This window comes from Mesorhizobium sp. 2RAF21, from assembly GCF_052115345.1.
Lineage (GTDB): Bacteria > Pseudomonadota > Alphaproteobacteria > Rhizobiales > Rhizobiaceae > Mesorhizobium > Mesorhizobium terrae.
Window position 1 is genome coordinate 142,960 of sequence record NZ_JBFRGM010000003.1, and the last position, 12,860, is coordinate 155,819.

The 12,860-nt window shown below is 60.8% G+C and carries 13 protein-coding genes and 1 pseudogene; 7 read left to right on the forward strand and 7 right to left on the reverse strand.

Annotated elements, in window-relative coordinates:
* Positions 1 to 45: 45 nt before the first annotated feature.
* The 4 genes and pseudogenes from AB4136_RS05870 to AB4136_RS05885 all read left to right on the forward strand — a co-directional run bounded on the left by AB4136_RS05870 (position 46) and on the right by AB4136_RS05885 (position 6,730).
* Positions 46 to 1,221, forward strand: coding sequence for a putative 2-aminoethylphosphonate ABC transporter ATP-binding protein (locus AB4136_RS05870; RefSeq protein WP_081766952.1), 1,176 nt, complete (start codon positions 46 to 48; stop codon positions 1,219 to 1,221).
* 1 nt (position 1,222) lies between these two features.
* The gene (locus AB4136_RS05875) at positions 1,223 to 3,235 is read left to right on the forward strand and encodes a putative 2-aminoethylphosphonate ABC transporter permease subunit (protein ID WP_137901870.1); all 2,013 of its coding nucleotides are present in this window, start codon (positions 1,223 to 1,225) and stop codon (positions 3,233 to 3,235) included.
* Between the two features lie 137 nt (positions 3,236 to 3,372).
* A pseudogene (locus AB4136_RS05880) lies at positions 3,373 to 3,996 on the forward strand (tyrosine-type recombinase/integrase).
* Positions 3,997 to 5,095: 1,099 nt separating this feature from the next.
* Positions 5,096 to 6,730 carry a hypothetical protein gene (locus AB4136_RS05885; RefSeq protein WP_441930472.1) on the forward strand — a complete coding sequence of 545 codons (1,635 nt, stop codon included), beginning with the start codon at positions 5,096 to 5,098 and terminating at the stop codon, positions 6,728 to 6,730.
* Positions 6,731 to 7,073: 343 nt separating this feature from the next.
* On the opposite strand, the gene AB4136_RS05890 is transcribed toward AB4136_RS05885, so the two are convergent.
* The 7 genes from AB4136_RS05890 to AB4136_RS05920 form a co-directional block, all read right to left on the reverse strand.
* Positions 7,074 to 7,358 carry a hypothetical protein gene (locus AB4136_RS05890; protein ID WP_441930474.1) on the reverse strand — a complete coding sequence of 95 codons (285 nt, stop codon included), beginning with the start codon at positions 7,356 to 7,358 and terminating at the stop codon, positions 7,074 to 7,076.
* Between the two features lie 399 nt (positions 7,359 to 7,757).
* Positions 7,758 to 8,081, reverse strand: a complete 324-nt coding sequence (locus AB4136_RS05895) for a hypothetical protein (protein WP_441930476.1) — start codon at positions 8,079 to 8,081, stop codon at positions 7,758 to 7,760.
* Positions 8,074 to 8,559 carry a hypothetical protein gene (locus AB4136_RS05900; protein WP_441930478.1) on the reverse strand — a complete coding sequence of 162 codons (486 nt, stop codon included), beginning with the start codon at positions 8,557 to 8,559 and terminating at the stop codon, positions 8,074 to 8,076. Before AB4136_RS05900 ends, AB4136_RS05895 begins: the two co-directional genes overlap by 8 nt.
* Positions 8,556 to 9,014 (reverse strand): hypothetical protein, encoded by a 459-nt coding sequence (locus AB4136_RS05905; RefSeq protein ID WP_441930480.1) that lies wholly within the window; start codon positions 9,012 to 9,014, stop codon positions 8,556 to 8,558. The genes AB4136_RS05900 and AB4136_RS05905 overlap by 4 nt, the downstream gene beginning before the upstream one ends.
* Positions 9,007 to 9,384, reverse strand: coding sequence for a hypothetical protein (locus AB4136_RS05910; RefSeq protein WP_441930482.1), 378 nt, complete (start codon positions 9,382 to 9,384; stop codon positions 9,007 to 9,009). Before AB4136_RS05910 ends, AB4136_RS05905 begins: the two co-directional genes overlap by 8 nt.
* The gene (locus AB4136_RS05915) at positions 9,384 to 10,169 is read right to left on the reverse strand and encodes a metallophosphoesterase (RefSeq protein WP_441930484.1); all 786 of its coding nucleotides are present in this window, start codon (positions 10,167 to 10,169) and stop codon (positions 9,384 to 9,386) included. The genes AB4136_RS05910 and AB4136_RS05915 overlap by 1 nt, the downstream gene beginning before the upstream one ends.
* The gene (locus tag AB4136_RS05920) at positions 10,166 to 10,747 is read right to left on the reverse strand and encodes a hypothetical protein (RefSeq protein ID WP_441930486.1); all 582 of its coding nucleotides are present in this window, start codon (positions 10,745 to 10,747) and stop codon (positions 10,166 to 10,168) included. The genes AB4136_RS05915 and AB4136_RS05920 overlap by 4 nt, the downstream gene beginning before the upstream one ends.
* Before the next feature lie 178 nt (positions 10,748 to 10,925).
* On the opposite strand from AB4136_RS05920, the gene AB4136_RS05925 reads away from it, so the two are divergent.
* Genes AB4136_RS05925 through AB4136_RS05935 form a run of 3 tightly spaced genes read left to right on the forward strand, consistent with a single transcriptional unit; the run spans position 10,926 to position 12,840 of the window.
* Positions 10,926 to 11,048, forward strand: coding sequence for a hypothetical protein (locus AB4136_RS05925; protein ID WP_441930488.1), 123 nt, complete (start codon positions 10,926 to 10,928; stop codon positions 11,046 to 11,048).
* A 58-nt stretch (positions 11,049 to 11,106) separates the two neighbouring features.
* Entirely contained in the window at positions 11,107 to 12,120 is a 1,014-nt protein-coding gene (locus AB4136_RS05930; protein WP_441930490.1) for a hypothetical protein, read from the forward strand.
* A gap of 3 nt (positions 12,121 to 12,123) precedes the next feature.
* Complete coding sequence (locus AB4136_RS05935; protein ID WP_441930492.1) at positions 12,124 to 12,840, forward strand: hypothetical protein; 717 nt, start codon at positions 12,124 to 12,126, stop codon at positions 12,838 to 12,840.
* Positions 12,841 to 12,860: the final 20 nt, after the last annotated feature.

Consider the following 12,860-nt stretch of genomic DNA (forward strand, 5'->3'; position numbering starts at 1 on the left):
CAAAGCGGCGCCCGTTCTGCTTGAACATCAATGATGGGCCGCGAGATGAAACACGAGACCGTCACTGGAGCGGCCGCCGCTCCGGCGCGCTTTGAGCCGGGGGCAGGCAACCCTGCCAGGCCCGGTTACCTGGCGATCGACCAGCTATGGAAGACCTTTGGAGACTTCGTCGCGCTGAAAGGCGTCTCGCTGGAAATCAAGGAGGGCGAGTTCGTCTGCTTCCTCGGGCCCTCCGGTTGCGGCAAGACCACACTGCTGCGCGCCGTTGCGGGCCTCGATCTGCAGACGCGCGGAACGATCCGCCAGGCTGGCAGGGATATTTCGAACCTGCCCCCATCAAGGCGCGACTACGGCATCGTCTTCCAGTCCTATGCGCTGTTCCCGAACCTGACGATCGAGAAGAACATCGCCTTCGGCCTGGAGAATGCCCGGCGACCGAAGGCGGAGATCCAGGCGCGCGTCAAGGAACTGCTTGCCCTGGTCGGCTTGTCGGAACAGGCAAAAAAATACCCGGCCCAGCTTTCCGGCGGCCAGCAGCAGCGCATCGCGCTTGCCCGCGCCATGGCGGTATCGCCGGGCCTGCTTCTGCTCGACGAGCCCTTGTCGGCGCTCGATGCCAAGGTGCGCGTCCATCTGCGCCACGAGATCAAGGAGCTTCAACGCAAACTCGGCGTGACAACGATCATGGTCACCCATGATCAGGAGGAAGCGCTGTCGATGGCAGACCGCATCGTGGTCATGAACCACGGCGTGATCGAACAGGTGGGAACGCCGACCGAGGTTTATCGCCATCCGAGCACCCTGTTCGTGGCCGACTTCATCGGTGAAACCAACCAGTTCGCGGCGAGGGCCTTGGGAAACGACAGGCTGGCGCTCGCCGGGACCGAACTCGTCTGCGCGCCGCATATCTGTGCTGCCGGCGATGAGGTGATGGCAGTGATCCGTCCGGTCGATATCATTCCCCATGGCGATGGCGCGCGTTCGCCAGGAGCGCCAGACCCGATCGGAACGCCGGACAATCTGGTCGAGGTCACGGTCGAGGAAATGGAGTTCCTCGGCAGTTTCTGGCGTTGCCGGCTGGTCTCGCCACGTCTCGGCGAAAAGCGCCTGATCGGCGACTTCTCGCTCAATGCTGTCCGCCGGCTGCGCATCGAGACAAGCGGACATCTGCAGGTCGAACTGCCGCAGAACCGTGTGCTTGTCTTCCCGAAGGCAGCCTGAGATGAGCGCCGCCGCTATCGCTCTTCCCGCAGGACACGCGCCACGCCTGCAGCTGTCGTCCGACGATCTGGTCAAGCGCGGGCTGATGCTGATCATCGCGCTATATCTCGTACTGGCTCTGGCGGCGCCGCTTTATGTGCTGCTGTCGAAGTCGATGTCGACCTATCGCTTCGATCTCAACGCCTTCGAGATCGAGCGCAGCGACGAAAGCGGAACCGGCTTCGGCCCCGCACGCACGGTCGCCGCGCTCAACGCGGACGCCAAGGCGATCACGGAGCCCCAACTCGGCACCGGGTCCGACGGACGGCTTTCTTTGACCGGCCTCTACAAGGATTTCAGTTTCCGCAGCCCGGTCAAATACCGCATCCGCGGAACGACCGAGCATTCCGCTTTCCTGGTCGGTTCGGAGCTGAAGCGCGGCACCGATTGGGTGGAGGTTGATTCCAACAGCTTCCGCCGCGTTGTGCTGCGGCCGGCCCGCACCGTCGGCTTCGACAATTTCATCGCCTATTTCTCAACGCCTTCGCTGGCGCAGGCGATCTGGAACTCGGTCCTGATGGGGGTGATCAGCACGGTGCTGGTCATCGCCATCGCCTTCGGCCTTGCCTATGCGCTGAACCGAAGCCGCATGCGCTGCAAGGGCTTCTTCCGGCTTGTCATGAGCGTGCCGATCCTGGTGCCGTCGCTGCTTCCCGGTATCGCGCTTGTTTATCTGTTCGGCAATCAGGGCCTGCTGAAAAACTGGATGATGGGCTATTCGATCTACGGGCCGATCGGCATCGTCATTGGCTCGGTCTTCTTCACACTGCCGCATGCGTTGCTCATCATCTCGACATCGCTCAGCGTGGCGGACGCCCGCCACTATGAGGCAGCGGCCTCGCTTCGCGCCACAAGATGGCGCACCTTCTGGACGGTGACCGCGCCGGGCGCACGCTATGGCATCGTATCCGCGGCTTTTGTGGTGTTCACCATGGTCATCACCGATTTCGGCCTGCCGAAGGTCATCGGCGGCCAGTACAACATGCTCGCCGTCGACATCTACAAGCAGGTCATTGGACAGCAGAATTTCGAAATGGGGGCGGTGGTATCCGTCCTGCTCATCATTCCCGCCATCGCCGCTTTCTTCGTTGACCGCACGATCCAGAAGAAACAGGTGGCGCTCTTGTCCGCCCGCTCGGTGCCTTACGAGCCGAAACCGAACCGCGGTTTCGATTGGGGCTGCCTTGCCTATTGCGGGCTGATCGCCGCTTTCATCCTGACGATGATCGGGGTCTGCCAACTGGCCGCAATGGTCAAATTCTGGCCCTACGATCTGACGCCGAGCCTGAAGAATTTCCGCTTCGACCTGATGGATGGCGGCGGCTGGGCTTCCTATCACAACTCCATCAAGATGGCGCTGCTGACGGCCTTCTTCGGCACCATCCTCGTCTTCACCGGTGCCTATATGGTAGAGAAAAGCGATGGCTTCCGCGCCGGGCGCTCATTGTTTCAATTCCTTGCCATGCTGCCGATGGCCGTGCCCGGCATGGTGCTAGGCCTCGCCTACATCTTCTTCTTCAACAACCCGGCAAATCCGCTGCATACGATCTATGGCTCGATGGCCATCCTGGTGATCTGCACGATCACCCATTTCTACACGGTCTCGCATCTTACCGCGCTGACGGCGCTCAAGCAGATGGACCGCGAGTTCGAACCGGTGGCGGCCTCCTTGAAGCAGCCCTTCCATAAGCTGTTCTTTCGGGTGACTCTGCCGGTCTGCCTGCCGGCGATCCTCGACATCTCGATCTATCTGTTCGTCAATGCGATGACGACGGTTTCGGCCGTCGTGTTCCTCTATTCCACGCACACGCAGCTTGCTTCAGTGGCGGTTCTCAATATGGACGATGCGGGCGATGTCGCACCTGCGGCGGCCATGGGCATGATGATTTTCTACACCAACATCGCCGCCCGCCTGATCCACGCGCTGGTGTCGCGCTTTCTCCTGTCGCGAACGCAGATCTGGCGCGGAAGATAATCTTGTTCACAATACCGATGTTGCCGACGAGCGAGTGTTTGCTTTCTGCGTTTTCGCATCAAAAAGCCGCCAGTCCGCATCGGCCTCCTATAATTCTCCATTTGGCCATATTGGCCAAATGGAGAAATGTCACGGGTATCTCACAGTATGGCCCGGTCGCCAAAGGTCGGCCAGCCTGGAATGTAGGCAAGCAGGTCGGCGCCAAACGAGTGCTCAAAGTGAAGCAAATCTGGTTGATCTGGTTTTTCCTAGATCGCGAAGGGCGGATGCGTGACCGGGCATTGTTTGACTTCGCGATTGACAGCAAGCTTCGCGGTTGTGACCTCATCAAGATGAAGATCGGATCACTTGTTTCCGGTCCGGCAATACGGGCCCGATCAATGGTGATCCAGCAGAAGATCGGTCGGCACGTCTAGTTCGAGATTGCCGCAGACACGAGGGTAAGTCTGCTCGCGTGGCTCGAACGCCGTGGGCTGTATCGACGACTACAGTTCCCAGGCCGAGTTGACCGCGAAGGGCACCTCAGCATCCGACAGTACGCGAGATTGGTCGATGAATAGGTTACGGCGATTGGACTGCGTGCTGAGGAATACGGAACACGTTCGCTCCGCCGTACCAAGGCAGCATTGATCTACAAAGCCATCGGAAATCTTCGAGTTATTCAAATCCTGCTTGGACACACCAAGATCGATAATACGGTTCGATATCCCGGTGTTGATATCGATGATGCATTGACGCTCGCCGAGACGACGGAAATCTAAGACAAATTGCCTCGCTAGAGATGGCGGAGCAGATTCAGCAAGGCGCCTTCATTCCAGACGGTGAGTCGGCGAAAAGTCGATCTTACCTTGGGCGGGTTAATCAACACGAACGATCGCTGAACTATCAGCGCTACTTTCGGCGGATCTAGACAACAGTGAGTCTGCAGAACGATTATCAACGTTCGGCGATTGCAGAATTCGCCATCCATCCGGCTGTATTCTCGTTTACTTTGACACGAATAGATGCCCTTTGGCTTCCATAACCGAAACGTCGAGCCCCTTTGGGACGACAGTGATTACAGCGAATTTGGTGCCAGGTCCCTCGCGCAGGTTCATCGTGGTCTTCGCGTAGGGCATTGCAGCTTGTTCCGCGTCGTCCTCAATGCGAGGCTGCGATTGAACCACATCAGTTGCAACTACCTCGTCGCTTCAGAAGCAGATAGTTGCGCTGAGCTGTAGAGATTTTCATTCCCCCACTGGAAACGCACATAGCACCGTGCACACGCCACGCCCTTTTAGGGCAAACGTTCTGACATAGAATCGAGGTATTGCCAGATCGACATGAAACGCTGGCGAGACATTAGTGGGCGCTCGTGATTGGGCGGGGCACAAACTTCTGCTTCCGTTTTGGCGGATTGGCTGCCCAAAGGGCAACGGCCCGCTTGCGGCCCCACTCACGGCACTCGCCATGGTATTGCCAAGCGTCCGCAATTTATTCGTTGGCACCACAATGACAGCAGGCTCAGGCCTTGAAATCGTTCAGGGTTTTGCGGACGAGGCGCTACGACGCATCCACGTTTGTAGTATGATTTCAATTATTTTGAGAGTGATGGTAGCGGGAGAGGGACTTGAACCCCCGACCCCAGGATTATGATTCCTTGGTGCGAGTAATATCGCTTCTGCAAAATTTGTTTACCGATCTAGATATGCTGGCGAAAATTCGTTTCAAATATCTGAAAACATTTGGATTTTCGGCATTTTTCATCAAGTTTGAGTCAAATGCCCCCGCTAGATTGCAGGCTGCATCAGGCCTTGTAAACAAATTTGGGAGTGGTGTAGGAGTGGTGTGGAGAAATAACGCCATATTCAGGGACTCCCCATGCCGACGACCCGCGCGTACATCACACCCACCGAAGTCACGCGGGCTGTTTCCCCCGTCAAGAAGGCGGTCGCCGCCGGAAAGCCTGTGCCAGCCGGCATGGCTGTGATCTCCGACGTGCATCTCAAGGGGCTGCGGCTGATCTCGGTCGGCGGCATCGTCTCCTGGGCGATGAAGACCTCGATCCACACGAAGACTCTTGGGTATGCCTACCCTGACGACGAATGGCCGCTTACCGCGCCGGAGAAGGCGAGGGAATACGGCGGGTATGTGAAGGCACTCCTGAAGACTGATCCAGAGAAGGTCGACCCCTATCTCGCCCATCGCCACTCCGGGAAGGGGCACGAGGAGGCGCTGGCCGCCATTGCCGAGAAGCCGGCTAGCTGGACGCTGCGTGAGTGCTTCGAGCAGACGATCCAGGACAAGAGGCATCCCTCGGCACGGAAGAAAATCGGGGCCGCGCAGGAAAGCGATCTCAGGATCACGATGGCGAGGGACTGCGCCCAGCAGGTGATGGACGCGCCTGCTGCCGCTGTCACGCAGGGCGACATCGAGGGGGTCAGGGACACGATCGTCAAGGAAGCCGTCGCGAAGGGGCAGTCAGGTGTCAGCCCGTCGAACAAGTGGGTGACTCACGTGCGATCTGTTCTCGACCACTGCGCCGGCCATCATCAAAAGGCTGGCCTCAGCCCAGACAGACCTTGGTGGCAGCTGATCAAAACCAAGTTCGAGAACCCGGTGCGAACCAGGATGCCGTCGATCGAGGAGATCGTCAGCACTATGTTGCTCGCGGAGGAATACCTCGACAAACCCCTTCCTGGCCGGGCGATCCAGAAGGCAGGCGTCGGCCACGGAGTATTGGCAGGCCTCTGGTGGGTGATCTTAGCGGCGCAACGTGTCAACGCAGGACTGTCCTTGCGCGCTCATGACATCGTCGAGGATCCAGAGAGACCGGGTACGGGCTGGATGCTGGCGGCATGGGACAAGGAAGACATGAAGGCTGGCAAGAGCTTCGTGCTGCCAGTGCCTGCCCGCGCATGGAAGTTCATCGATGCCTTCCGCGAGAAGAACGTTAAAGGGGCGAGCGACGATTGGGCGTTTCCGAGCGAACGCAAGCCGGAGGTCCATGCTTCGGTGTCCGGAGTCTACCGTATTTTGTACCGTCTCGCCGGCCGCGACGCTCTCTTGCGGCCGCCCAAGGAAGGGGAGGTGAAACAGCCGCGTCTGAAGGCCGACGGCACACCCCGCAGGAAGCCTACGCGAACCGAGCGGCGGAACCTGATCGAGGAGGCCGGGATCACGTGGTGGTCGATGCATGACGACCGTCGGACGCTGACCGCGTTCCTCAAATCGAAGAAGATTCCAGGGGGGGCGTCAGCCATCCTGGCTCACGAAGTGGATGACTCCGAAGGCCTCAAGGCATCGGCGACCGAGCGGCAGAGGAAGGATTTTCAACGCCAGCGTACAGCCAAGATCACCGCGATGGCCTACGGCAACGAGGCCCAGTTTCTCGAACTGAAATCGGAGGCGATGGAACTATGGACGAATGCCGTCCTCGACGAATTCGACCGCCAAAAGGCGAAGCGTCGCGCTCAGGCCGTCGCGCCCGAACTCGGTGGCGAGATTGCGGCATAGCCCACGAAAGGTGTAACCCTTGACGGCCGCCGGCCACGCGCCAGGATCGAGCGATGGCGAGGGATATCGGTATCGGTGACAAGGTGGCGACCACTGCCACTTTGGGAAGCGCATCGAGGATTGCGTGACCCTGCGCATCCCCGGCTTCCACCACCCTTACTCGGGTCAGAGATGAGAAGGCGAAGCCCGGCGACGAGAAGCGCTTCGAGGCCGAGGTGAAGGGCGTTGACGAAGAGGACGGCCGGATCACGGTGCGAAGCGAGATCGACATCACAGTGAATGCCATCAGTGTGGAACTGGTCAGGAAATATCGACGGGCGGAGCCGTTGCGGAGGAAGCCGGACTAGCAGTCGATGGACAGCGACAGGGAGCCGCTTCCCTCCACCTTGATGATGCTCAGGTGGACCGCGTAGCCGAGCGTCGCGGCGGCTTTCATCAACGCGAAGAGCGCGATCCCGTCGCTGCCTCCGGCCGCGATCTCTTCCAGCGTCATCTCCGGCAGCCCCGTCATCCCTGAGGCTTCTGACGCGTCGCCGAGATCCCGCAGACCTTTGGCGATGGCGCGGCTGAGCGCGGTGCGGATGATCTCTTCGTCACCGTCCATGGGCCAGCCTTCCGGTGTGCTCAATGCTTCCTCCTGGAAGAGCTGAAGATGCGGTCGAGCATCTCGTCATACAGCACCTTCGCCGGGCGCGGGTCCGCGGCACCCGTCGTCGTCATGTACCAGCTGTCGGCGCAGCCGCACTTTGGGCATTCATTCGGCCGCTGGCCTATCCCCTCGGACCAGCATTCGCAGCACAGCCAGACTGTCAGCCGGGCCCCCGCGCTCACTGCATGTAGCTCCAGCGGCGGATGTCCGCGACCATCTCAAACAGCTCGTGCAGAATCTCGCGCATCGGGCGACTGTCAGTGCCGTGCTCCGCCGACGCGAAAACGGCGTCGGATTGGCAGTATGGGCATGCCTGTGGCTCGGCTCCACCGCCCTCGGCGTCGCACTCCGTGCAGAGCCAACGGCGGGGGTCACGTTTCAGGAGACTGAAGTCAAGCATTGCCTCGCCTTCTCGACGAAATCGCGGGTCTCGCGCGCGAGCCGCTCGTAGCCGTCGGCGCGCGCCTCAAGCACCGTCAAGGCATCTACCGCGTTCCATGGATCGCGGTACTGCCACGCCGTCCGGACATGCGCCTGGCCGCTACCGTCACGCCAGAGCACGACGGCGTATTCGGGCGCGTCGCCGGCGGACAGCAGCGGGACCGTAGCTAGGACCTCGACGCCCTCCGTCGGCTGACCCGTTTCTTCTAGCCACCTCATGAGGTCGAGCGTCAGCGTGCCCACGAAATCCTGATTAGCCATCCTTCGGCTCCCTCGGTGCCAGCAGTCCCCGCAGCCGCTCCACGGCAGGCTGCCTGTCATCGACAGTGGTTTTGTAGTTGTACCAAGCGTCATCCGAACCACATGTCGGGCACACTGCGGGTTCGTCGCCGCGGCCTTCTGATTTGCATGCAGTGCAGCACCAGCGCCACTCGCGCGGGGTCGGCAGTCCACGAGCCTTGGCAAGGAAAGCCTTGGTTTTGACGGCGGTCCGCTCGTAGATAGCGATCCGATCCTCGAGCGCTTGCAGCAGTGTCTCCGGAGCGATGTCGACACCGTCCAGGACATGAAGCTGCGGCTTCCCGTCCGGAAGGATTCGGAACAGGACAGCGGCGGAGTCGCCTTCCCAGCCGCTCCACAGGATGGGAGCATAGGCTAGCACCTCGAACTCAACGCCTTCGGGGAGATCAGGATCGTAGCCTAACCGCCGCCTCACATAGTCGAAGTTCTCGTCGCTCATTCTTTCCCTCCCTCCGGAACAACCGGGACCGCACCATCGGCATGGTCATCGCAGCGAGTGCAGAAAAAGCCTTCGAGGCTGCGGAGAACGCCCGACCGCCCGCAGACTTCGCAGCTGTGCGAGGCTTCCTCCTCTGCTCGCTCGTACGCTTCGTCGACCCTCCGGCGCACGTCATCCTCGCGTACAGTCATAGGGCGGGGCGCGGTCCGCGGCACGACGTAGTAGATGCGCAAGGACCCCATTTTCTCTTTGACTTGCCACAATTCAAACTGGGTGCCTGGATTCGCGGCGAGGGCCGCCGCGACCTCGCCGAAAAATCGCTCGAGGATCGGGTGCCACCCCGCCCAGCAGTCGAATCCGCATGTGACGAGCTTGGGATGGCTGTCCCGGATTCGCTCGTAGGATGCCCGTCGGGCAGCGCGGTATTCATCCGTATCCCAGTCAAATTCATACATCGCCGATCTCCTTCCGGATGCGCTGGAAGTCCTCCTGTAGGCGCTCGGCCATCACGCCTGCGGCTGCTACCGCATCGGCGAGGGTCATCGGGTCGATGTCCGACGGGGTCGTAAGTTCCTCGACCTCGAGCGGGCGCATGGTCATGTAGGCCCTACGGACCTCTTCAGAGAAAAGGGAGATTCCAGCTCCCTTAGGGTGCAGGCGCTGTAGTAATCCGAACGCGTCGACGAATTCGCGACATCCGCACTCGATCGCATGCCGCTGAGCCATTTCGGTCGTGTACGAGTCAGGATTAGCGATGCGAGCCACCGCCGTGAAATGACGGACAGCTCGCTTCACGGTGTCCTCTGCCTGCTGCCAGGTCACCATCACAACTCCACCACCAGTCGCGGGTCAAAGACCCGGTTTTCGCTCCCGTATCCCCGTGGGTTGCAGACCACCCGGGTGTCGCGCACGAGGTAGTCGAAGGAATCGTGCGTGTGCCCGTGGACCCAGAGCGCAGGGCGATACAGCTCCATCAGCTCCGACAAGTCCGAGGCGAACGCCGGATTCAAGGCGCTGTCTCGCCAGCGCGGATGGACGCTGTTTCGATGCGGCGCATGATGCGTGACGACGACCGTCTGACCGTCAAACGGCTTAGCCAACTCGTGTCGCAGGAACTCGCGGCTGCGCCCGTGCAGCTCAAGCGCCTTCATCGGCGTGAAGGCTTCGTATCGCGGCAAATGCCTCCACGCGACGAGACGGTGATCGTTGAGCATCCCTTCCGCGTTCGCCATCGCCCAGGCGCGTTCCTGCCTTCCGTGGCCGTCGAGGGCGTAGTCGGTCCAGAGCGTCGCCCCAAGGAAGCGCACGCCATTGAGGACCACGGAATCGTCCTCGAGAAAATGCACATTCGGGCACTCGGCAGCATGCGCCCGAGCCCATTCCAGGCCCTCCATCAGGCTGTTCCCGTAGTGCTCGTGGTTTCCGGCCACGAAGACGACGGGCATCACCGGAGCGACATGGTCGTTCAACCAATGGATAGCGTTGCCGACTCCGTTCGTCAGGTCACCAGCGACGACACAGACATCAGCATCAGGGCATTGCTGCGGCCTCCCTTTATGTAGGGGGCCGTCGAATTCCAGGTGTAGGTCGGAAACAACCCAAAATCTCATAGCGACACCCCCATTTCCTCGGTCTCAACCGCCTCCATCTCCATCGCGGCGGCGAGCTGCCGGAAAGTCGCCGGCGCGTAGCCCACGTCAGGGCAGTCCACCCCCACGTCACGGCTCCGTCCGAAGCCGGGCAATTTCCCGTGCGAGTGGCCGAAAAAGTGGTAGGCCTCCTTATGCTGGCCGGGCCACGTCCGCATGGCGTAGTGACTGAGCACAACGCGGTGACCCTCGTCGGTCGTCTCGACCATCGCGGCAGGCGGTCCGTCCCAGGCAAGCGATGCGATCACCGGATGGACCTGGTTGGCCTGGATGAAGTCATGGTTGCCCAGGACTAGGCGCTTGCGGCCCTTCAGGCGGTTGAAGATCGACCTGATACGGATCCCGTCTTTTAGTCCGAAAGCGAAGTCGCCCAAATGGAAGACAACGTCGTCTGGACGCACAACTGAATTCCACGCGCCGATCAGGTACTCGTCCATCTCGCGAGTGTCGGCGAAGGGCCGCGCGCATGCCGTTGGCGACAGCATGAGCTGGTGCCCGAAATGGGTGTCGGCAGTATAGAATTTCTGGGTGTAAACCATGACGATTGGACTCCTCGAAACGATAGCGTAAACGGGCGCGCCGAAAGGCACGCGGCGGCGTCAACCTGCTATTCGCTTCGGGTTCCTCATCATGACTGTGTCTCCTGTCCTGTGGAGGGATTTACCGCACAGGATCTAAGAAAGTGCGATCGCTATAGGGATCCTTCCTCGACGTCAATTGAGCTCTGTCGCCTATGTAGAAGTCGAAGGCATCGAGATGCTCATAAACAACTTCATGCGCCAGCCGCAGGTCGACGCGACCTCCAACTGGCTGCATGTCTTCAGGTATCCGGTCCAGTGACCCTCGGGTGTTTGTCGCCCTACTTGCCTTCATTCATGCTCCGTACTTTTCTGTCTGAATGATTGATTCGGATGGAGAGGACGCAAGGGCCTTCCTCGACGGATTGCGCCGTGGCGACCTGTCGGCGTTGCTGCTGCATGCCCGTTTCGAGATCGGAAAGGTCCAGGGCGACTTCGGGCAGCGGCAGGCATACGTTGCAGTACGCGCGCCGCAGCCGTTCGCCGATGCCATCTCGACGCTTTCCGAACATGACCGCAAGCGCATCGCCGAGGCGGCCGTGAGCCGGCACGATACCCAAGACGAAGACGGCAGTCCCTCGGACATCTCGGTAAGGGCGACCGGGGACATCATGGAAGGCCAGGTGACGCTCCTGCCTGACCTGATCATCCACCGCGAGATGATGATCGACGTCTCGGAAGGCAGGAAGCGCATCCAAGAGGTCGACGACTACTACGGAGCGCGGCAGGCTCGTCTCGTCGAAGGCTGTGCAGGCGCGGGCATCAAGTATGAGAATCCGCATAAGAGCCTGTGGGACTGGTATCATTTCTGGAAAGAGCAGGGCTGGGGTAGCTGGGCCGAACGCAGGGACTACGTCCGGAAGCTTTTCGCCGGGCCCGTAGCCGCCGCAGTGGGACGGGTCCACAATCCCAGCCCCGTCGCCGAGCGAGAGCCGACCGGATGGGAGTTGGTGGACCGTCAGATTGGCAAGGCAAGGATGCAATTCGACAGGGCTTCCGCCGAGGAGGACTGGCAAGGGGTCGGGCTGACCTGTCGCGAGGTGCTGATTTCGCTCGGGCAGGCGGCACACGATCCTGAGGTGCATCCCACCGTTGACGACAAGGGCACTCGGATCAGCCGCACGGACGCGCGCAGGCTACTGGATGCGTGGCTGCATCACGAGATGCCGGGCGGCGACAACAGGGAGGTCCGGGCGCACATCAAGGCTTCCCTGGACCTGGCCGTGCATCTCCAGCATCGTAGGACGGCGTCTCGTCAGCTGGCCGCTCTTTGCCTGGAAGCTACATCATCGGCGGTCGCGGTGGTCGCGATCATGGCCGGGCGGACGGTGTAGCTGATGAAACAGATCGAGGACACCGCCGACCGCCGACAGAAGTCCTGGTGCATTCATTGCGGCGGATGGATCGAGCAGGTGATCACCAACCGGGACCATGCGCCGTCGAAGGTGCTTCTGGACGAGCCATTTCCGGCGAACATGCCGTTGATGAAGGTGTGTCGGCCCTGCAACTCCAGCTTCGCTGAAGACGAGGAATACGTTGCTGGTTTCCTCGGTGCCGTCCTGTCAGGGAGCGCCGATCCGGACGCTCAGGTCGTGGAGCGCTCCGCGCGCATATTCCGCGGCAACCCGGGCCTGCGCAGCCGGATCGAGAAGGCCAAACAAGTGGACCGGAACCTCTTCGGTGAGGAGACGATATCGTGGGGGCCGGAGCATGCCCGCTTCGAACGGGTGCTAGTGAAGAACGCCCGAGGACACGCCTTCTACGAGATATCGGAGCCAATGCTCAAGAAGCCGTCCAAGGTCTGGTTCGGACCGCTTGCGGGGCTGGACGAGAAGCAGACGGCGGTTTTCGAGAACGCCGCTTGGCCGAATGGCCTTTGGCCCGAAGTTGGCAGCCGAATGATGACGCGGTTTCTCACGGGCGAGGACCTCGACGAAGGATGGGTCATCGTGCAGGAGGGGGTGTACCGCTACACGGTTATGCAGACTGGTGGCATGCTCGTGCGTATCGTCATGCGCGAGTATCTGGCAGCAGAGATCGTGTGGGAAGACTGAGCGGCTTGGTCATCCGCTTG

Coding starts and splice junctions, on each gene's coding strand:
- AB4136_RS05875 (WP_137901870.1), top strand. CDS start 1,223: ATGAGCGCCGCCGCTATCGCTCTTCCCGCAGGACACGCGCCACGCCTG.
- AB4136_RS05870 (WP_081766952.1), top strand. CDS start 46: ATGAAACACGAGACCGTCACTGGAGCGGCCGCCGCTCCGGCGCGCTTT.
- AB4136_RS05930 (WP_441930490.1), top strand. CDS start 11,107: ATGATTGATTCGGATGGAGAGGACGCAAGGGCCTTCCTCGACGGATTG.
- AB4136_RS05905 (WP_441930480.1), bottom strand. CDS start 9,014: ATGTATGAATTTGACTGGGATACGGATGAATACCGCGCTGCCCGACGG.
- AB4136_RS05895 (WP_441930476.1), bottom strand. CDS start 8,081: ATGGCTAATCAGGATTTCGTGGGCACGCTGACGCTCGACCTCATGAGG.
- AB4136_RS05935 (WP_441930492.1), top strand. CDS start 12,124: ATGAAACAGATCGAGGACACCGCCGACCGCCGACAGAAGTCCTGGTGC.
- AB4136_RS05885 (WP_441930472.1), top strand. CDS start 5,096: ATGCCGACGACCCGCGCGTACATCACACCCACCGAAGTCACGCGGGCT.
- AB4136_RS05920 (WP_441930486.1), bottom strand. CDS start 10,747: ATGGTTTACACCCAGAAATTCTATACTGCCGACACCCATTTCGGGCAC.
- AB4136_RS05900 (WP_441930478.1), bottom strand. CDS start 8,559: ATGAGCGACGAGAACTTCGACTATGTGAGGCGGCGGTTAGGCTACGAT.
- AB4136_RS05915 (WP_441930484.1), bottom strand. CDS start 10,169: ATGAGATTTTGGGTTGTTTCCGACCTACACCTGGAATTCGACGGCCCC.
- AB4136_RS05910 (WP_441930482.1), bottom strand. CDS start 9,384: ATGGTGACCTGGCAGCAGGCAGAGGACACCGTGAAGCGAGCTGTCCGT.